Genomic DNA, 19,620 nt, shown 5'->3' with positions numbered 1-19,620 from the left:
GGGGCGTGGGACGACACAGCCGCAAGGGCCCCCTCCCGAAGGGAGCCCGCGCCGGCACGGACGGTGGGCCGGCCTCCGGTGAACGGGAGGCCGTGACCGCCGCACCCGGCAACGGGCGGCGCAGACTCGCCGCGGGGCCGGACGCCGGTCCCAGCCGGAACATTCCCGGTCACGGCGGTACCGATCACGGGACGCCGCACGCCCGTGGCGGGCACCCGGAGCACCGTGAGCCCGGCGGCGGGTGGGGGGAGTGGCAGGGCGCGACGCCGGCGCAGGGCGTTCCGCGCGTCCAGCCGCCCCCGCCGCGCACCATGACCGGCGGGCCGCGTATACCGGGCCCGCGGCGGGAGTACGTCGAGGCCTTCGACAGGGCCCCGGAGCCGCGCCCGCAGCGTCCTGACCGGTACTCGCCGGACCATCCCTACGACCCGTACGACTCCGTCACCGACTGGGACACGGGACACGGGCGGCCGCCCGGGATCGCGGCGGACACCGAGGCCGACGGGCTTCCTGACCCCGACGCCGCGCCGGCCGGGGAACCGCCCGCGAAGGGCGGTAAGGGCCGTACGTTCACGGGGATCGCGGCCGCCGCGGTGACCACCGTGCTCGCCGTGGTGGTGGCCGGGCAGGTCGCGACGGACCGGTCGGGCGAGATCGGCTCCCAGGCGTCCGGCGAGGAGCGTGGGGCGCAGCAGCGCCCCGACCGCTCGGAGGGCAGGCCCACGCCGCCCCAGGCGGCGAAACCGCCGGCCGCGCCCCCGACCTACCAGCAGCTGATGACGCGGCAGTTCCCGATCGACCCGGAGCTCAAGGCCTCCGGTGAGTTCGTGGCCGTTCCCGGTTTCGACAAGGCGCCCGGCAAGGGCCGCAAGGTCAGCTACCGCATCGACGTCGAGAAGGGTCTCGGCCTGGACGCCGGCCTCTTCGCCAGGGCCGTCCAGGAGACGCTGAACGACGACCGCAGCTGGGCGCACGGCGGGGCCATGACCTTCGAGCGGATCTCGTCGGGCGAGGCCGAGTTCGTCATCACGCTGGCCAGCCCCGGGACGACCGCCGTCTGGTGCGCGAAGTCCGGGCTCGACACGACCGTGGACAACGTCTCCTGCGACTCCGCCTCGACCGAGCGCGTGATGATCAACGCGTTCCGGTGGGCGCAGGGCGCGGAGACCTACGGCGACGACGCGATGCTGGCGTATCGCCAGATGCTGATCAACCACGAGGTCGGGCACCGCCTCGGGTACAACCACGTGAACTGCGCCACGCGGGGCGCGCTCGCGCCCGTGATGCAGCAGCAGACCAAGACGCTGGAGGTCGGCGGCATCAAGTGCCGGGCCAACCCCTGGGTGCATCCGGGCGATTGATCCGCTCCTCCGCGTACTGGCCGTAGCCTGACCCTCTGTAGGCGAGTCGCACCGTAGCGCGACAGAACGCCGCCCGGCTGTGAAAGTTACGTGCATTCACCCCTTCCGGTGGCGCGACGGACAACCGTCCGTCGCGCCACCGGCATGTCCGCTTAACGTCGTTCCGCTGTGAGTCGCCGGAAATCGACGGCGGCCGCCCACAACGGGAGATCGGGGGTGCACCTGTGCGGATCGGACTGCTTACGGAGGGTGGTTATCCGTATGCGAATGGTGATTCCAGGCTCTGGTGCGACCGGCTGGTGCGCGGGCTCGAGCAGCACGAATTCGACCTGTACGCCCTGAGCCGGAGTGCCGAGCAGGAGAAGCAGGGCTTCCTCCGGCTCCCCCCGCAGGTACGCAGGGTGCGCACGGCGGCCCTGTGGGCGCCGGCGGACGACGGCCGGACCTACGGGCGGCGCGAACGCCGAAGATTCGCCGGCCACTTCAAGGACCTCGCCGCCGCGGTGTGCGCCGACGGCGACGGCTTCGCCGACGGCCTGTACGGACTGGCCGAACTCGCCCGTGAGTACGGCGGGCTCTACGCCGCTCTCCGCTCGGAGACCGCCGTGCGCGCCCTCGAGTCGGCCTGCCGGGCCCCCGGGACGCGTCGCACGGTCCACGGTGCGACGGTGGTGGACCACCTGGCCTTCGCCGACCGGCTCGAGCGGGCCCTGCGCCCCCTGCTCCTCGACTGGTACGACGAGGACGGCCTCGGCGCGGTCGACCTCTGCCACGCGGCGGCCGGTGGACCGGCGGCCCTTCCCGGCCTGTTGGCCAAACGCTTCTGCGGAGTCCCGTTGCTGGTCACCGAGTACGGGGTCCAACTGCGCGCCCACTACCTCGCCGCCACCGACGCCGGGCTGAGCGCACCGGTCCGGGCCCTCCTCGCCGCCTTCCACGGCCGGCTGGCCGCGGAGGTCTACCGGCAGGCGTCCGTCATCACACCCGGCAACACCCACGCACGGCGCTGGCAGGAGAGGTGCGGCGCGGACCGCGAGAAGCTGCGCACCGTCTATCCCGGCATGGAGGCGGATCGTTTCGCGGCCGTCGGCGAGAGTGCCGACACGGGCGATCCGCACACCCTGGTGTGGGTCGGACGGATCGAGCCGTCCAAGGACCTCATCGCCCTGCTCCACGCCTTCGCCGAGATCCGCAAGGCGGAACCGCTCGCCAGGCTCCGTCTGTTCGGAGCGCCGGCGCAGAGCCCGGAAGCGGCCACCTACCTCGCCCACTGCAAGGCGCTCGCCGCGCAGCTCTTCCCCGACGAGGCCGAGGGGGCCCATGCCGTGGGCGACAACCCGGTCTCCTTCGAGGAGATCGGCGGCCCAGAGGCGCCGGAGCTCGTCGACGCCTACGCGGCAGGGGGAGTGGTCGTCCTGTCCAGCGTCGTCGAAGGCTTCCCGATCAGCCTCGTGGAGGCGATGTTCTGCGGTCGCGCGACCGTGTCCACGGACGTCGGCGCGGTCGTGGAGGTCATCGGCGGCACCAGGCTCGTCGTGCCCCCGCGCAATCCGCGGGCGCTCGCCGACGCCTGCGTCTCCCTGCTGCGCGACGGGGCGCGGCGGGAGCGCCTGGGCGCCGCGGCGCGCGCCCGCGCACTCGAACTCTTCACCGTGGAACAGAACCTGACGGCATTTCGCGGTATCTACCTGGAGCTGATGTCGCACTCGCCGGTCCCGCGGGACCTCGTCGACGCCGACGGCGAACCGCTGCCCTTCGCGCACCCGGCCGAGTGTCACGTACCGGCCCGCTGGACCGGCGCGGCGGCCCGCCCCCGCACCCCGAGCTGGGCCGAGGAGCCGCGTCTCGTCGCGGCCGGAGCCCCACCGGAGACGGCGAAGGAGACACACCCATGACGGCCCCCAGAGTCACCGGGATCACTGCGCCCGCGGACCCGTTCGGCGGTACCGGTCCGGCGCCGGTCCTCGAGTCCCTCGCGCGGCTGGACGAGGAGCCGGCCGCGGTGGACGCCGCCGACACGGTCGCGGGCCGCCGGACCGACACGGCGGCGGAGCCGTCACCGGAGGCCGCCGCCGCGCCGCGAGCGGGCTCACCGACGGACGATGACGCGACCGGGGGTCCCGGGCGGCCGTCGCAGCCCTCCGCGGCCGTCGCGGACGGCGGCCCCGGCGGTGCGCGGCAGGGGCGCCGGGGGCCGGCCGACCCGGTCAAGGCGCTCATGCACCGCCACCGCGAACTGTGCGAGCAGGCCGTCGACCCGCTGGAGATCGCGGCGGGCCTCGAGGCGCACGGAGTCACGAACCGCACCGCGGCACGCTTCCGCCACCGTGACGTGTTCGCCCTCGCCGAGGAGATGTACGCGCGTGTGCCCCGAGGCAAGGAGCACACCGCCGCCCCCGTCCGGCCGGCGCGCGCCGCCGATCCGCGCGCCGGCCGGGCCTTCCCCGCCCCGGGGCTCCTCCTGTCGCTGCTGCCGGGCGCCGTGTGCGCCCTCACGGTGGCGGGCACGGCCGTCACCGTTGGTGTGCCGCGGCTCGTGGTGGGTGTGGCCGGCGCCGCCGCGGTGGCCGTCACGGTGGCGCTCTGCCTGCGCCGCGGGCCCCTGCGTGCGAAAGGCCGCGGCGTGGCCTCCGTAAGGATGTGGACGCTGTTCCTGCTCGCCCAAGCCGCCTACGGCCAGGGGTTCCTGCACGAGGTGATCGCCGGCGGCCCTGACGACGCCTGGTCCATGGAAACCTCACCGCTCGTCGGCCTCGCACTGGCCGTCGTCCCGGCGGCCTGGTGCGCCCACCTGTTCTCCGTACTCGCCCGGCGCAGGCTCGAACGGAGCAGGGGCCTCGACGAGTTCGCCTCCGGGGCCCGGCCGTTGCTCCTCGGGGCGCTGGTCCTCTACACGGGCACCCTCCTGGTGCTGCTCACGGCGACCGGGCTGGTGCTCCCCGGCGGCGCGCTCGCCCCGACCGCCGCGCTCGGCACTCTGCTGTTCCTCGCGCGTCTGCTCATCGTCCACGGCTTCGCGGGACCCGCGGCCACCGCCCTGGCGGCCGCCTGCGCCGCAGAGGCGGCCGCCCCGGCCCTGCTGCTGGTGGGACGCCTGCCCGGTCTCGAAGCCGTCGCCCGTCCGGTGGAAGCGATCGTCGCCGCCTGGGGCGTGGCGGCCGTACCGGCTCTCGCCTGCGGCATCGCCGCGCTCGGGCTGCTCGCCCACGCCGTACCGGCCCTGTCCCGGGCCTCGGCACACACCCCCTGACCCCCTCCGAACGCCGCCGGCGCATCCGCCGCACTCCGCGGAGCCGACACCGCGGAGCAACCGGCCTACATGGCACCGAAAGCAACATCCCTAAGGAGAAAGCCACATGACACCGCAACACCCAGCTCCGGCCCGTCGGTCCCGAGGAGCCGCGCGATGAGGGTGCTCCTGCTCGGTGCCAATGGATTCCTCGGCCGTTTCGTCGCCGACCGGCTGCTCGCCGACCCGGCCGTGCACCTCACCGCCCTGGGCCGCGGCGACGACGCCGATGTCCGCTTCGACCTCTCCGGCGGCAGCCCGGGTGCGCTGACCCGCTTCCTGGGCGCCGTGCACCCCGGCGTCGTCATCAACTGCGCGGGCGCCACCCGCGGCGGCGCCCGCGAACTGACCAGGCACAACACCGTCGCCGTCGCGACCGTCTGCGAGGCGCTGCGCCGCAGTGGCTGCGGTGCCCGGCTGGTCCAGGTGGGCTGCGCGTCCGAGTACGGTCCCTCGCAGCAGGGCTCGTCGACCGCGGAGGACGCCGTCCCGCGGCCCGGCGGCCCCTACGGGGTGAGCAAGCTCGCCGCCACCGAGCTGGTGCTCGGCTCGGGTCTGGACGCCGTCGTCCTGCGCGTCTTCTCTCCCGTCGGCCCCGGCACGCCGGCCGGCTCCCCGCTCGGCCGGCTCGCCGAAGCCATGCGGCGCGCCATGCAGGCCGGCGACGGGGAGCTCAAGCTCAGCGGCCTCGGCGTGCAGCGCGACTTCGTCGACGTGCGTGACGTGGCGCGCGCCGTGCACGCCGCCTCGCTCTCTGCGGCGCAGGGCGTCGTCAACATCGGCACCGGCCGGGCCGTGAAGCTCAGGGACGCCGCGTCGATCCTCGCCAGGGTCGCCGGCTACGCGGGCGCCCTGCACGAGCTGGACGCGCCCCCCGGCCGCCCGGTCATCGGCAGCCCGCGCTCCGAGTCGATCGTCGAGCACCTCGCCGCGACACCGTCCCCGTATCCGGACGGCTGCGGAAGCTGGCAGCAGGCGGACGTGCGCACCGCGCGCGACCGGCTCGGCTGGCGTCCCCGTATCAACCTCGAGGAGTCCCTCGCCGACATCTGGATGGAGGCAGCATGCCGCATCTGACCACGACGGACACACCGCTGGCCGCCACCGGCGCGGAAGGGCTGGGGTTCGGTATCCCCGGCTACGCGCACCCCCTGCTCGCTCCCGCCGAATGGGCCGAGCTGACGCGGCCGGGGACGCCGCTGCACTGGGTCGTCCTCAATGTCGCGGCGGGGCCGGGCGACCGGCCCGACCCGCACTGTCTGGAAGCCGTCGGCCGGCTGCGCAACGCGGGCGTGCGGGTCCTGGGGCACCTCGACATGTCCCATGGATCACGGACGTTCGGTGACCTCGTGCGTGACGCGCAGCACTTCTCCGACTGGTACAAGGTCGACGGCTTCCTGCTGGACCGCTGTCCCACGGAGCGGGCAGACCTGGCGAACGTGCGCCGGACCACGGCCACCCTGGACGCCGTGGTGGACGGCGGACACATGGTGCTGGGCCACGGTTCGCATCCGTATCCCGGCTACGCGGAGGCCGCGGACCAGCTGGTCACCTTCTCCGGGCCGTGGGCGGAGTACCGCTGGTCACAGGTGGCCGAGTGGACGGCGGAGTATCCGCCGGAACGGTTCGTCCACTTCGTCCACGGGGTGCCCCGCACCCACCTGAAGGAGGCCACCCGCATCGCCCGGTGGCAGGGCGCAGGCACCATCTTCTTCACCGACCGGGGCGGCCGGTGGGAAGGAAGGGGGCAGATCGGGCCATTCGAGACACTGCCCGGTTACTGGGACGAAATCGTCTCGCAGATCGGACGTGGTGTCTCGGAATGAGAAGGGCCGTGGCAGTGTTACGAGGAGAACAACCGTACTGACATACCGACCGACGGAGCCCCCGTGTCGCTGCCACCCCTGGTCGAGCCCGCAGCCGAGCTCACCGTAGACGAGGTCCGCAGGTACTCCCGCCACCTGATCATCCCGGATGTCGGGATGGACGGGCAGAAGCGGCTGAAGAACGCTCGTGTGCTCGCCGTTGGCGCGGGCGGACTCGGTTCGCCGGCCCTGATGTACCTGGCGGCCGCCGGTGTCGGAACGCTCGGCATCGTGGAGTTCGACGAGGTCGACGAGTCGAACCTGCAGCGTCAGATCATCCACAGCCAGGCCGACATCGGCCGGTCCAAGGCCGAGTCCGCCCGTGACAGCGTCAAGGGCATCAACCCGTACGTGAACGTCGTCCTCCACGAAGAGCGGCTCGAGGCCGACAACGTGATGGAGATCTTCAGCCAGTACGACCTGATCGTCGACGGCACGGACAACTTCGCCACGCGCTACCTGGTCAACGACGCCTGTGTGCTGCTGAACAAGCCGTACGTATGGGGTTCCATCTACCGCTTCGACGGCCAGGCCTCCGTCTTCTGGTCCGAGCACGGCCCCTGCTACCGCTGCCTCTACCCGGAGCCCCCGCCGCCGGGCATGGTCCCGAGCTGCGCCGAGGGCGGCGTGCTGGGCGTGCTGTGCGCGTCCATCGGCTCGATCCAGGTCAACGAGGCCATCAAGCTGCTCGCCGGCATCGGTGAGCCGCTGGTCGGCCGGCTCATGATCTACGACGCCCTCGAGATGCAGTACCGCCAGGTGAAGGTCCGCAAGGACCCGAACTGCGCGGTCTGCGGCGAGAACCCCACCGTCACGGAGCTCATCGACTACGAGGCCTTCTGCGGTGTCGTGTCCGAGGAGGCCCAGGAGGCGGCGGCCGGCGCGACGATCACTCCCAAGCAGCTCAAGGAGTGGATCGACGACGGCGAGAACATCGACATCATCGATGTCCGCGAGGTCAACGAGTACGAGATCGTCTCGATCCCGGGTGCCCGGCTGATCCCGAAGAACGAGTTCCTGATGGGCACCGCCCTCCAGGACCTGCCCCAGGACAAGAAGATCGTCCTGCATTGCAAGACGGGTGTCCGCAGTGCGGAAGTCCTGGCCGTGCTGAAGTCGGCGGGCTTCGCCGACGCGGTGCACGTCGGCGGCGGCGTCATCGGCTGGGTCAACCAGATCGAGCCGGAGAAGCCGGTCTACTGATCGTCCCGGAACGCGAAGGCCCCGGACCGCGTCGAGCGGTCCGGGGCCTTCGCCGTGTCGGCGCGCGGGCAAGAGCTCAGGAGGTACAGGTCTTGCCGCTCCGCGGCACCTTGCCCTCGAGCAGGTAGGCGTCCACGGTCTCCGTGACGCACTTACCACTGCCGTACGCCCCGTGGCCCTCACCCTTGTTGGTGATCAGCACGCCGACCCCCTTGCCGAGTTCGTCGGCCATCTTCTTCGCACCCTCGTACGGGGTCGCCGGGTCACCCGTTGTACCGATCACCAGGATCGGCGCCGCGCCGTCCGCGGACACCTCCGGCGTCTCCCACTCGCCGGGCACCGGCCAGTCGGCGCACCAGCCGGCCAGGTCCCACGCCAGATACGGGCCGAAGACCGGGGACACGTCGGTGAACTCGGCGAGATGCCGGGAACGCACCTCGGCAGGCGACACCCGGCCCTTGGCGTCCGCGCACGATATGGCGCGCTGCGCATGGCTCTGGGTGCCGTAACGGCCGTTCTCGTCACGGTCGTTGTACGAGTCGGCCATCAGCAGCAGCCCCGTGCCGTCGCCCTGTTCCGCCGCGTCCAGCGCCTGGGTCAGGTACTTCCAGCTGCTCTGCGAGTACAGCGGCTGGATGATCCCGGTCAGCGCCAGGCCCTCGGTGAGCCGTCGGCCGTCGGCCGTGGGCATCGGCCTGCGGTCGAGCTGCTGCAGCAGTTTCACGATGCGCCCGGTGCCCTCCTCGGCGCCGATGCCCCGGCTCTTGAAGTAGTTCTCCAGCGCACGCTGGAATCCGCGTGTCTGGTTGCGCGAGTGCCCCGCGTAGTCGGCGGACGGGTCGACCACGGCGTCGAGGACCAGCCGCCCGACGTTCTGCGGGTACAGATGGGCGTAGACGCCGCCCAGTTCGGTGCCGTAGGAGAAGCCCAGGTAGTGGAGTTCTCCGTCACCGAGCACGTGGCGTATCAGGTCCATGTCGCGTGCGGCGTTCGCCGTGCCGACGTGCGGGACGACCCGGCCGGAGCGCTCCGCGCAGCCCTTGCCGAAGGACGCCGCGTCGGCCATGAAGGTCCTCTCCTCCGCCGCGGTGTCCGGAGTGGCGTCCAGGCCCAGCGACCTCGCCGTCTCCTTGTCGCCACGGCACACCACCGCGGAGCTCGCCGCCACGCCGCGCGGGTCGAAGCCGACCAGGTCGTAGCGGCTGTGCAGGCTGCCGTAGCCCTCGGCCGCGCCGGGCAGTGCCGCCACACCGGAGCCGCCGGGCCCGCCGAAGTTGAAGAGCAGCGAGCCGATGCGCTTTTCGGGGTCCTTCGCCTTGGAGCGGATCAGCGCGATGCCGATGGTCTCCCCGGCCGGGTCGCCGTAGTCCAGCGGGGCCTCGACCGTGGCGCACTGCCACTGGCCGCCGGGCACCTGCGCCGAGCTGCCGTACGCCTCGACCGGGGCCTCGCAGCGCTTCCAGTCCGGCTTCTGGCCGGTCAGCGCGGCCGGCAGGGCGGGATCACCGGAGGGGGTCACGCCGGGGGAGGAGGCGGCGGAGGACGGGGAGCCGCTGTTGCGCCCGTCGTCGGCCCCGTCCCCCCCGTCGCCGCTGCATCCGGCCGCGCCGGCTGCCACGAGGAGCGTCGCCGTTGCCAGGGCCACCGCTCGCACCCGATGTCTCATCCCACACACCCCAACGGTCATCGAAGACAGTTTCGACATCCTAGGCAGCACCGCCGCCCGGACTACTTGCACACCGTGCCGTCGGAGGGGACCCGGCCGTTCAGCAGGTAACCGTTCACGGCCTTCTGGACGCAGGGGCTGCTGCTGTACGAACCGTGCCCCTCGCCCTCGTACGTGACCTGGACCGCGACGCCCTTGCCCAGCGCCCGGGCCATCGCCTTCGTGCCCTCGTAGGGCGTCGCCGGGTCGCCGGTGTTGCCGACCACCACGATGGGCGGCGCGCCGGGCGCAGAGACGTCCGGGTGGTCCCAGGTGCCCGCCACCGGCCACTCGCTGCAGCTGGCCTGGCCCCAGGCGAGGTACTCGCCGAAGACGGGGGAGGCCTTGCGGAACTCGGGAACCATGGCCTTGGCCTGCTCCAGGGTGTAGCGGGCCTTGGCGTCGACACAGCCGATGGCCGTGCCCGCCGCCTGGATGTTGCTGTAGGTGCCGTTCTCCGACCGCCCGCTCTGCGCGTCGGAGAAGGCCAGCAGCAGAGCTCCGTTGCCGCCGTCGGCCTCGTCGAGGCCCTGCTCCAGCAGCTTCCAGTACTCCTTGGAGTAGAGCGTGTGGATGATGCCGTTCGCGGCCTGCCCCTCGGTGAGCATCCGCTCTCCGATCCCCGGCACGGGCTTCTTGTCGAGCCGGTCCAGCAGGCGGATGACCCAGTCCTCGATCTCGGCCACGGAGGAGCCGGGGAGCCGGCAGGCGTCGCCGCGGTCCAGGCAGTCCTCCGCGAAGTTGCCGAGGGCCAGCTGGAAGCCTCTGACCTGGCCGAGCGCGCTCTGGACGGTGCCTTGGGTCGGGTCGACGACGGCGTCGAAGACGGCCCGGCCGATGTTCTTCGGGTACAGGTGGGCGTAGACGCCGCCCAGCTCTGTGCCGTACGAGATGCCGAAGTAGTGGAGCTTGTCGTCGCCGAGGACCTGGCGCATCAGGTCCAGGTCCCGTGCGGCGTTGAGGGTGCCGACGTGCGGGAGCTCTTCACCCGAGTTCTCCTCGCAGCCGTCGGTGAAGTCCTCGATGCCCCGCTGGAAGCTCTTCTCCTCGGCGGAGTCGTCGGGCGTCGGGTCGCCGGCCGCGAGCTCGTCCATCTCCCTGTCGTCGAGGCACTCCACGGGAACGCTGCGGCCGACTCCCCGCGGATCGAAGCTCACCAGGTCGTAGCGGTCGCGGAGGGCCTCGTACTCGGACGCGAGGGCAGGCAGGGCGTACACCCCGGAGGCGCCCGGCCCGCCGAAGTTGTAGACGAGGGAGCCGATGCGGTTCTCGGGGTCACGCGCCGGGGCCCGGATCAGGGCCAGCTCGATGGTCTCGCCGTCCGGCTTCGCCCAGTCCAGCGGGACGTCCATGAACGAGCACTGCCACTTCGTCCCGCCGGGCAGCGGCGACGGCGCCGGACCGCCGCCCTCCGCCTCCGAGGGAGCGGGGCACGGCCGCCATTCCAGCTGCTGGGAGGCGAGGTCCTTGGGCCGGTCCCCGTCGCCGTTCCCCTCGTCGGAACAGCCGGCGACGGCCAGCAGTACGGCTGTCACGGTGGCGGCGGCCGCGGCCCGCGCGGCGGAGGAAGTCATCGGCATGCCGCCATCGTGCGCCGCCACCGCGTGCCCCGCACGGGCGACCGGTCCATGCGGGTGGAGGCCGCGGCGCTGCGCCGGACGGGTGAGATTCCCGCGGTCCGGCAACGGGCGTCGGGCCGTCCCCGGACCGTCAGAGGGAGCCCTTGCGGGTGAGGTGCGTGAAGGCGAACCAGCCCGGTAGGACCGGCAGCCACAGCGTCATCGTCCGGTACAGCAGCACAGCGGGCGCGGCGACCTCCTTCGGCACGCCCACCAGCACCAGACCGCCCAGCAGCGCGCCCTCGACGGCGCCCACACCGCCCGGCGTCGGCGCCGCCGAGCCCAGTGCGTTGCCGGCGAGGAACACCACGGCGATGCTCGCGTAGCTCACCGGCTGGTGGCCGCCGTCGAACGCCCGGACCGACGCGTCCAGACAGAGCACGAAAAGACCCGTCAGCAGCAGCATCCCGCCGATGCCGGTGATCAGCTTCCCCGGCCTCTGGAGCACGTCCAGCATGCGCGGCACGACGCCGGCGAACAGCGACCGCAGCCGGGTCACGACGAACTTCCGCAGGAACGGGATCGCCGTCACCACCAGGACCAGTACGGCGACCGTCAGCAGACCGGCGATCACCGTCCTGGACGGGGTGAGCGACGCCGTCTTCTCCGTGCCGGTCAGGTAGCCGAAGGACAGCAGCAGCAGGATGTGCGCGCCGAGCCCGAACAGCTGCGAGGCGCCGACACTGGCCACGGCGAGACCCGGCCGGACCCCGGAGCGCTGGAGGAACCGGGTGTTCAGGGCCACGCCGCCGACCGCGGCAGGGGCGACGATCTTGACGAACGACCCGGCGACCTGCGCCGTCACCGTCCGCAGGAAACCGACCCGTTCGGGGACGAACCCCAACAGGCTCATCGCCGCCGCCACGTAGCTGAGCGCGGAGAACAGCAGGGCCGCCGCCACCCAGCCCCAATGGGCGTTCGCGAAGACGGTGCCGAAGTCGATGCCGGCGATCTGCGACAGCAGGAAGTACGCGGCGACCGCACCGGCGATGAAGCTGACGAGCGTGCGGGGCCTGATCCGCTCCAGACGGACCGGCTCCACCGGAGCCTGCGGCCTGATCAGCAGCACCTGACGGCGGATCTGGGAGAGCAGGTCCTCCTCCCGCGCCTCGTCCATGGCTTCGTCCATGGCGCGCTTGTCCGCCTGCTTCTCCGCGCGCTCCACCTTGCGGGCCGCCTTGCGGTCGTCGGCGGAGGCCTCCTCCGTACGGGCCCGCTTCGCCGCCTCCGACGCCTCCAGCACCGCGTCCCGCTCGCGCTGGGCCCGCTCGCGTGCCTGATGGCGCAGGGTGGCCCGGGTCGAGCGGCTCAGGGCGATCGGCTGGAGGAGCGGCAGGCAGTCGGCGACCTTGTCGGGGCCGAGCACGTCGACCGCCGCGGCCACGGCCCGTTCGGCGCCCACCCGCAGCCCCAGGGTGGTCAGCAACTGGGCGATGTCCATCCGGAGCACCATGTCGCCGGCGGCGATCTCGCCGCCGCGCAGATCCGTGATGATCACCTGGCCGCCGGGGTCGACCAGGATGGCGTCCCCGGCGAGCCGGCGGTGCGCGATGCGGCGCGACTGGAGCGCCTTCACCTGTCGCCACGCGCCGCGCACCACGTCGTCCGTGATCTCGTCGTCGGCCAGGGAGTCCAGGGAACGGCCGCCGGAGTGCTCGTACACGAGCATCACGGCGTCGGGCCCGAGCTCCGACGTGGCGATCAGCTTGGGGGCGTTGGCGCCGGCGGCGATCGCCGCGTACGCGAGCAGGGCCTCCTGCTCCAGCGCCTGGCGCAGTGACTGGATGGAACGGCGGGTCGTGATCGAGCGCAGTGTCAGCCGGCGCCACACGCGGTAGAAGAAGCCCTGCGCCTGCTGCTCGCGGTCGACGACGGTGACGTCCAGCGGCGGGCCGTCCTCCAGCGACACCAGATAGCGGCGGCCGCGGTCCTGGTCCGCACTCTCCGGGGCGTCGTCCTCCGCACGCATGGCGGTCACCGGCCGGAAGCCGACGTGACGCAGCCCGGCGAGCAGGTTCTGGCCGGTGGGGCGGACGTTCGGTGAACCGACGGCGTAGAGGGTGCCGTACGCGACGGTCCAGCCCAGCAGCACGGTCAGCAGCACCGAGAACGGCGTCGTGTAGCCGGCGACGAGCATCGCGAAGGCGTCGAGCATCAGCACCATCCACAGGACCACGCGCCAGCGGGGCCTGCGGGCCATGCCCACCGCCGTCATGTAGGCGATGACGGGAGCCAGGTATCCGTGCACCGGGTCGGTCAGCTCGCCGCCGGTCTGCTGCTGCGTCAGCGCGTCCTGGAGCGAGCCGGGGGCGCTCTTGGCGACCCAGAGGTCGGTGGCGAGGGTGACTCCGTGGGCGAGGACCGCGGCGAGCACGCCGTCCGCGATCCGAAGACCGTCGCGTTTGATCAACCGCTCGATGGCGAAGGCGACGGGCACGAGCAGCACGGCGATGCTGGACGCCAGGCCGGCGATCTTGACCAGCAGGTCGGGGGCCTGCCCGGTGCCCTTGTTGATGTCCTGTTCGAGGCCGCTCGTGGTGCCCTGCGCGAAGGCGGCGACGGCCAGCACGACGGCGATGGCCAGGATGCCGATCAGCAGCCGCATCAGGTCCGACGGACGGTGCACGCGTGCGGCGAGCAGCGGCTCGTCCCCGGAGACCTGGTCCGCGTGGGCCACATCGGCCTCCGATGACCCGGCCGCCGGCGTCTCCCTGCCGGGAACCGCCTTCTCCGGGCGCGGCTCGGAATCAGGGGTGCCTGCTGCCTTCGGCTGCACGCCCTGCTCCTTCGCCGTCTCGGTCTCTTCTTGATCTCGTATCACCAGTCACCGCCCGCACGATGGTGGCACGACCGGACGACAGAGAGGGGCATCAGGGTGCAATGCGGGGTCGCGAGGCGCGAACGGTACCCCTCTTTGCCTCCCATGTGCCGATTCTCCCTCTCCGCACGGCGCCCTTCTCGCCCAGGGTGGGCCGGGCCCCGCTCCTCCCGGCCGTGCCTCCTGCCCTCGGGCCGCTCGCGGCCGGGGAGGCCCGGTTCGTGGCCGTCGCGGCCCAGGCGTTGTCGGTGCCGTGCGGCAGGATGGGTCGGATGGACGAGCTGCCTGAGTACGCCGAGCGGGTTCTGGAGGTCGCCGAGCGCATCCCGCCGGGCCGGGTCATGACCTACGGGGACGTCGCGGAGTGGCTCGGCGAGGGCGGACCCCGCCAGGTCGGCCGCGTCATGGCGCTGTACGGCGGTGCGGTGCCGTGGTGGCGGGTGGTGCGCTCCGACGGCGTCCTGCTGCCGGGCCACGAACTGCGCGCCCTGGACCGGTACCGCGAGGAAGGGACCCCGCTGCGTGAGGCGTCCCGCGCCGCGGAGGGTCATGTGCCGCGCCTCGACATGAAACGCGCGCGATGGGACGGCGCCGGGGCGCACAGCGACGAAGCTCACATATGACAGCTTCCGCCAAGCGGCGACAGGGCGGGGACTCCGAGGACCGTACGGGGTACGGGACGGCTCCGCCGTCCGCACCCGGGCGCCTGGCGTAGCGTCTTCAGCGCGCGGCACGAACCGCACTCTCACCACCAGCACACCCACCAGGACCGGCGATCCACGTGAGCTCCTCCTCCACCACCGGGCATGTGCCGTACCCGCAGCAGGTACGGCAGGGGGTTCTCCCGCGCCCGCACGGGCGGAGCGGCAGGTCCCCGGGCGCGTACCGGCTGGTGCGAACCCCTCCGGGTCCCGTGAATCCCCCTCTCCTGGACGCAGCGCAGCGCGCAGTGGTTGACCATGGGGACGGTCCGCTGCTGGTGCTCGCCGGACCCGGCACCGGAAAGACGACCACGCTCGTCGAGGCCGTCGCGGCTCGTATCGCGGCCGGTACGGACCCTTCCCGCATCCTTGTCCTCACCTTCAGCCGCAAAGCGGCGGTGGAACTGCGCGACCGGATGGCGCTGCGGCTCGGCGGCGCGCGCGGACCGCAGGCCACGACGTTCCACTCCTACTGTTACGCGCTCGTCCGCGCGCACCAGGACGCCGACCTGTTCGCCGAACCGCTGCGTCTGCTGTCGGGTCCCGAACAGGACGTCACCGTGCGGGAACTCCTCGCCGGCCAGATCGGCCTGCCCGGCGTCCGCTGGCCCGACGAACTGCGGGCGTGCCTCACCACCCGCGGCTTCGCCGACGAGGTCCGTGCCGTGCTCGCCCGGAGCAGGGAACTGGGCCTCGGCCCGGACTCCCTCGCCCGCTTCGCGGCCCGCACGGGCCGGCCCGACTGGGGGGCCGCCGCCTCGTTCCTCGCCGAATACCTCGACGTCCTCGACCTCCAGGGCGTGCTCGACTACGCGGAACTGGTGCACCGGGCGGTCCTGCTGGCCGACGACGTGGCGCTGCCCGGCTACGACGCGGTGTTCGTCGACGAGTACCAGGACACCGACCCGGCCCAGGTGCGGCTGCTGCGCGCGTTGGCGGGCGGCGGGCGGACACTCGTCGCCTTCGGCGATCCCGACCAGTCGATCTACGCGTTCCGCGGCGCGGACGTGAACGGCATCCTGGACTTCCCCGAGGCCTTCCCCCGCGCCGACGGCGGTCCCGCCGGCGTCGCCGTGCTGACCACCTCCCGGCGCAGCGGAGCGGCTCTGCTGGCGGCGACCCGGCTGCTGACCCGCCGGATGCCGCTGACCCGGCTGCCGGCCGGCAAGGTGCGCGCCCACCGCGAACTGGGGGCGGTCCGCGAGGGCGGCCGCGTCGAGGCGTACACCTACCCGACGGCCTCCGCGGAGCTGGACAACATCGCGGACATCCTGCGCCGCGCCCATCTCGAGGACGGCGTCCCCTGGCACGAGATGGCGGTCCTCGTCCGCGCGGGCGGCCGCACCATCCCCTCGATGCGGCGCGCCCTGACGTCGGCGGGCGTACCGCTCGAGATCGACGGCGACGACGTGGCGCTGCGCCACGAACCGGCGGTGGCGCCGCTCCTGACCGCCCTTCGCACGGTCGCGACGGCGGCCGCGGGCCGCCCGGCGAACGCGCCGGCCACGCCCGGCGACACGGTCGGGGAGCCGGACGCCGGTGACGGGGCGGCGGCGACCGGTGTTTTGGAGGGGGGCAGCGGAGAGGCGGGTGCCGGTGACGGGGCGGGTGCGGCGACCGGTGTCCCGGACGGGGCGGGTGCGGCGACCGGTGTCCCGGACGGGACGGGCGAGGAGGCGGGTGCCGGTGACGAGGCGGGCGAAGAACCGGAGCCCGGTCGTCCCGAGCCTGCCGTCTGGATCGACACCGAGACCGCGCTCACCCTCCTGACCTCGCCGCTCGGCGGCATGGACACCGCGGACCTGCGCCGTCTCGGCCGGGCGCTGCGGGACGAGGAACGGGCCGGGGGCAACGCCCTGCCGCCGCCGTCCGACCAGCTTCTCGCCCGTGCGCTCGCCGAGCCCGAGCGCCTTGTCGCACACGATCCGGCGTACGCCCGCGGTGCCCAGCGTCTCGGCGCCCTCCTGCGCAAGGCACGCGAACTCCTGGAGGGCGGAGGCACCGCGGAAGAAGCCCTGTGGCTGCTGTGGGACGGCACCCCGTGGCCGCAGCGCCTGGAACGCGCGGCGTTCCGCGGCGGCGCGGCCGGCCGCAACGCCGACCGTGACCTCGACGCCGTCTGCGCGCTCTTCGAGACGGCGGCACGCGCGGAGGAACGCACCGGCGGCCGTGGCGCACTGAACTTCATCGAGGAGATCGAGGCGCAGGACATCGCCGCCGACACCCTCTCCAGGCGGGAGGTCCGGCCGGAGGCCGTACGGCTGATGACGGCGCACCGCTCCAAGGGCCTGGAGTGGAGCCTCGTCGTGGTCGCCGGTGTGCAGGAGGGCCTGTGGCCCGACCTTCGCCGCCGGGGCTCGCTCCTCGAGGCCGACCGCATCGGGCGGGACGGTCTCGCCGAGCCGCTGACCCCCGGCGCCCTGCTGGCGGAGGAGCGCAGGCTGTTCTACGTGGCGGCCACCCGCGCCCGCAACCGTCTCGTCGTCACCGCGGTCAAGGCCCCGGCGGACGACGGCGACCAGCCCTCCCGCTTCCTGGCCGAACTGGGCGTCGAGCCGCGCGACGTGACCGGCCGTCCGCGGCGCCCGCTGGCCGTCGCCCCGCTCGTCGCCGAACTGCGTGCCACCACCGTGGATCCGGACGCCTCACCCCGGTTGCGGGAGGCCGCCGCCCGCCGGCTGGCCCGTCTCGCGGCCCTGACCGACGAGGAGGGCCAGCCGCTGGTGCCCTCCGCGCACCCGTACCGCTGGTGGGGCCTGCACGACGCCACCCACAGCGCGAAGCCGCTGCGGGACCGGGACCAGCCCGTCACCCTCTCGGGCAGCGCGCTCGACCAGCTGGCCAACAGCTGCGCGCTCCAGTGGTTCCTGGGCCGGGAGGTGAAGGCCGACGCGCCCGCGACCGCCGCCCAGGGCTTCGGCAACGTCGTGCACGTACTCGCCGACGAGGTCGCCTCCGGCCGTACCCCCGCCGACCTCGCCGTCCTCATGGAACGCCTCGACTCCGTGTGGGACGCGCTCGTCTTCGACGCCCCGTGGAAGTCCCAGCAGGAGAAGGGGCACGCGCGCGCCGCGCTCGAGCGCTTCCTGCGCTGGCACGTCATGGACCGTGGCGGACGGAGCCCCGCCGCCACCGAGCACGACTTCGACGTGACGCTGGAGGCGGGCGGGTTCGAGGTGCGCATCCGGGGCTCCATGGACCGTGTCGAGCGGGACGAGCAGGGCCGGGCCTACGTCGTCGACTTCAAGACGGGCAAGCAGACGCCCACGAAGGACGAGGTCGCCCGCCATCCGCAGCTCGCCGTGTACCAGCTGGCCGTCCGCGAGGGTGCCGTCGACGAGGTGTTCGGCGGGAACCGTCCCGAGCCGGGCGGCGCCGAGCTCGTGCAGCTGCGACAGCCGGCCGCGAAGAAGGAGGGCGGCGACGCCCTGCCCAAGGTCCAGGCGCAGGAGGCGCTGACCGGCGAGTGGGTGGGGGACCTGCTCGCCACCGCGGCCGGCCGGGTGCTCGACGAGCGCTTCACGCCCTCCACCGGGCAGCACTGTGGGCACTGCGCGTTCCGCGCCTCGTGCAGCGCGCAGCCGGAGGGCCGCCAAATAGTGGAATGACCGGAGTTTTGTCATGCAATGTCACATTTACGCGGATCCAATGGAGTTCCCGGCCACCTCGACCGGTCGTGGCGGGCACATCCGGATCTGCGAGGAGAGACAACATGACGGCCAAGCGGAAGTCACTGGTGACGGCGGCGGTCTGGGCGAGTGCCGTCGTCGTGCTGGCGGGCTGTTCCCAGGACGGTGACATCAAGGCCAAGGGGGCCTCCGGGGAGCGAAGGGGGCCCGCGGCCGTGACGAGCGGCGACGGCGAATCGCTGGAGGGCCTCGACGCGGGGCAGATCGCCGACAAGGCGGTCGCGGCCACCAGAGCCGCCAAGTCCCTGACCATGGCGGGCCGGGTCGAGAAGGACGGCGAGCCGGTCTCCATCGACCTGGCCCTCGACTCCGGCGACAAATGCAGCGGCCTGCTCGGCGTCAAGGGAGGCAGGGCGGAACTCCGCCAGGTGTCCGAGGTCATGTACCTCAAGGGCGACGAGCAGTTCTGGAGCGCCTCACTGAGGGAGCGTTCCTCCGAGTCCCCCGGCGCGGACAACGGCGCCGTCGTGGAGCTCATGCAGGGCAGGTGGGTCAAGATGCCGACCGGCACCGTCAAGGACCTGGACCGCGTCTGCGACCTCAAGGCGATGTTCGCGCAGATGGACGTGGACGAGGCGGACCGGAAGCAGATGACCAAGGGCCCGGACTCCGAGGTCGAGGGCGTACCGACGGTGACGCTGGTGAAGAAGGAGCAGGACAGGACGACGACGGTGCACGTCGCGAAGGAGGGCAAGCCGCATGTCCTCAAGATCGTGAAGGCCGGTGGCGACGAGACCGGCACGATCATCCTGTCCCACTACGACGAGCCGGTGAAGGTCGAGGCGCCGCCGGCCGAGGAAGTGGTCGACCTCGACAACCTGACCGGGGGAGCGGGCCTCGGCTTCGAGGCGGGTGCGACGCAGTCAGGGGACGGGAGCGGCACGGCCGGGGAGCCGGACAGGGGAGGGGACGTCGGCGTCGGGGCAGGCACGGAAGCCGGCGCGGACCCGGAAGGGGACGCGGGCACGGGCTCGGCGGAGGGGGCCGCTCCGGACCAGGGCGGTGACGCCGATGCCGGTGAGGGGGCTGTCTCCGGTGACGGTTCGGGTCCCGGCACCGGATCGGATGCGGTCACCGGCGACGGGGCCGGCACAGGAGCCGGCACGGATTCCGGCGGCGACACCGGTTCCGGCGCGGGGACGGCCGCGGACGGTGACAGCACGTCCTGACAGCACGTCCTAGGGGCCGGTACGGGCCGCGGGTTGCAGACCGCGGGTCCGGGCCTGCCCGCTCGGGGCTGAGGGCTCGGGACTCAGCACTCAGGGCCCGGGCCTGAGTGCTCGGGGCTCGGGACGCAGCACTCAGGGGCTGTCCGTGCGCCGGGGCCGGGCCCGGCCCCGGCGGACAAATGGGGACCACTGCTGTCAGTG

At 72.9% G+C, this 19,620-nt stretch carries 12 protein-coding genes; 9 read left to right on the top strand and 3 right to left on the bottom strand.

The genetic code is table 11. The features are described 5' to 3' along the window. Positions 1–5: 5 nt before the first annotated feature. From SPRI_RS13270 to moeZ, 6 genes are all read left to right on the top strand, one after another. Positions 6–1,361 carry a DUF3152 domain-containing protein gene (locus SPRI_RS13270; protein ID WP_053556955.1) on the top strand — a complete coding sequence of 452 codons (1,356 nt, stop codon included), beginning with the start codon at positions 6–8 and terminating at the stop codon, positions 1,359–1,361. 224 nt (positions 1,362–1,585) lie between these two features. After that, the gene (locus SPRI_RS13265) at positions 1,586–3,256 is read left to right on the top strand and encodes a DUF3492 domain-containing protein (RefSeq protein WP_053556954.1); all 1,671 of its coding nucleotides are present in this window, start codon (positions 1,586–1,588) and stop codon (positions 3,254–3,256) included. Next, positions 3,253–4,611 (top strand): hypothetical protein, encoded by a 1,359-nt coding sequence (locus SPRI_RS13260; RefSeq protein WP_053556953.1) that lies wholly within the window; start codon positions 3,253–3,255, stop codon positions 4,609–4,611. Before SPRI_RS13265 ends, SPRI_RS13260 begins: the two co-directional genes overlap by 4 nt. A gap of 156 nt (positions 4,612–4,767) precedes the next feature. Beyond that, positions 4,768–5,727, top strand: coding sequence for an NAD-dependent epimerase/dehydratase family protein (locus SPRI_RS13255; RefSeq protein ID WP_005312291.1), 960 nt, complete (start codon positions 4,768–4,770; stop codon positions 5,725–5,727). Then, positions 5,715–6,476, top strand: a complete 762-nt coding sequence (locus SPRI_RS13250) for a spherulation-specific family 4 protein (RefSeq protein WP_005312290.1) — start codon at positions 5,715–5,717, stop codon at positions 6,474–6,476. The genes SPRI_RS13255 and SPRI_RS13250 overlap by 13 nt, the downstream gene beginning before the upstream one ends. A 63-nt stretch (positions 6,477–6,539) precedes the next feature. Then, a complete protein-coding gene (moeZ, locus tag SPRI_RS13245; protein ID WP_005312287.1) occupies positions 6,540–7,718 on the top strand; it encodes an adenylyltransferase/sulfurtransferase MoeZ in 1,179 nt (392 codons plus the stop codon). Positions 7,719–7,794: 76 nt separating this feature from the next. Here the strand turns inward: moeZ and SPRI_RS13240 are convergent, their stop codons facing one another. From SPRI_RS13240 to SPRI_RS13230, 3 genes are all read right to left on the bottom strand, one after another. Further along, positions 7,795–9,384, bottom strand: coding sequence for an alpha/beta hydrolase (locus SPRI_RS13240; protein ID WP_037773803.1), 1,590 nt, complete (start codon positions 9,382–9,384; stop codon positions 7,795–7,797). Positions 9,385–9,446: 62 nt separating this feature from the next. Continuing rightward, a complete protein-coding gene (locus tag SPRI_RS13235) occupies positions 9,447–11,003 on the bottom strand; it encodes an alpha/beta hydrolase (protein ID WP_005312284.1) in 1,557 nt (518 codons plus the stop codon). Between the two features lie 130 nt (positions 11,004–11,133). Next, entirely contained in the window at positions 11,134–13,818 is a 2,685-nt protein-coding gene (locus SPRI_RS13230; RefSeq protein ID WP_053556952.1) for a lysylphosphatidylglycerol synthase transmembrane domain-containing protein, read from the bottom strand. A 305-nt stretch (positions 13,819–14,123) separates the two neighbouring features. Between SPRI_RS13230 and SPRI_RS37990 the strand changes: the two genes are divergently transcribed. From SPRI_RS37990 to SPRI_RS38840, 3 genes are all read left to right on the top strand, one after another. Further along, a complete protein-coding gene (locus SPRI_RS37990; protein WP_037776321.1) occupies positions 14,124–14,483 on the top strand; it encodes an MGMT family protein in 360 nt (119 codons plus the stop codon). A 158-nt stretch (positions 14,484–14,641) separates the two neighbouring features. Then, positions 14,642–18,169 carry an ATP-dependent helicase gene (locus SPRI_RS13220; protein WP_078951245.1) on the top strand — a complete coding sequence of 1,176 codons (3,528 nt, stop codon included), beginning with the start codon at positions 14,642–14,644 and terminating at the stop codon, positions 18,167–18,169. 104 nt (positions 18,170–18,273) lie between these two features. Next, a complete protein-coding gene (locus SPRI_RS38840) occupies positions 18,274–19,419 on the top strand; it encodes a hypothetical protein (RefSeq protein ID WP_005312276.1) in 1,146 nt (381 codons plus the stop codon). Positions 19,420–19,620 lie beyond the last annotated feature (201 nt).

Origin of the sequence: Streptomyces pristinaespiralis, from assembly GCF_001278075.1 — a bacterium.
Lineage (GTDB): Bacteria > Actinomycetota > Actinomycetes > Streptomycetales > Streptomycetaceae > Streptomyces > Streptomyces pristinaespiralis.
Note: the sequence above shows the minus strand (reverse complement) of the source record. Positions and strands in the feature narration are given on the sequence as shown.

Bases quoted from the DNA above. Each gene is read 5' to 3' on its own strand.
- SPRI_RS13260 (WP_053556953.1), top strand. From the start codon at position 3,253: ATGACGGCCCCCAGAGTCACCGGGATCACTGCGCCCGCGGACCCGTTC.
- SPRI_RS13255 (WP_005312291.1), top strand. From the start codon at position 4,768: ATGAGGGTGCTCCTGCTCGGTGCCAATGGATTCCTCGGCCGTTTCGTC.
- SPRI_RS13250 (WP_005312290.1), top strand. From the start codon at position 5,715: ATGCCGCATCTGACCACGACGGACACACCGCTGGCCGCCACCGGCGCG.
- SPRI_RS13240 (WP_037773803.1), bottom strand. From the start codon at position 9,384: ATGAGACATCGGGTGCGAGCGGTGGCCCTGGCAACGGCGACGCTCCTC.
- SPRI_RS13235 (WP_005312284.1), bottom strand. From the start codon at position 11,003: ATGCCGATGACTTCCTCCGCCGCGCGGGCCGCGGCCGCCGCCACCGTG.
- SPRI_RS37990 (WP_037776321.1), top strand. From the start codon at position 14,124: ATGGGTCGGATGGACGAGCTGCCTGAGTACGCCGAGCGGGTTCTGGAG.
- SPRI_RS38840 (WP_005312276.1), top strand. From the start codon at position 18,274: ATGACGGCCAAGCGGAAGTCACTGGTGACGGCGGCGGTCTGGGCGAGT.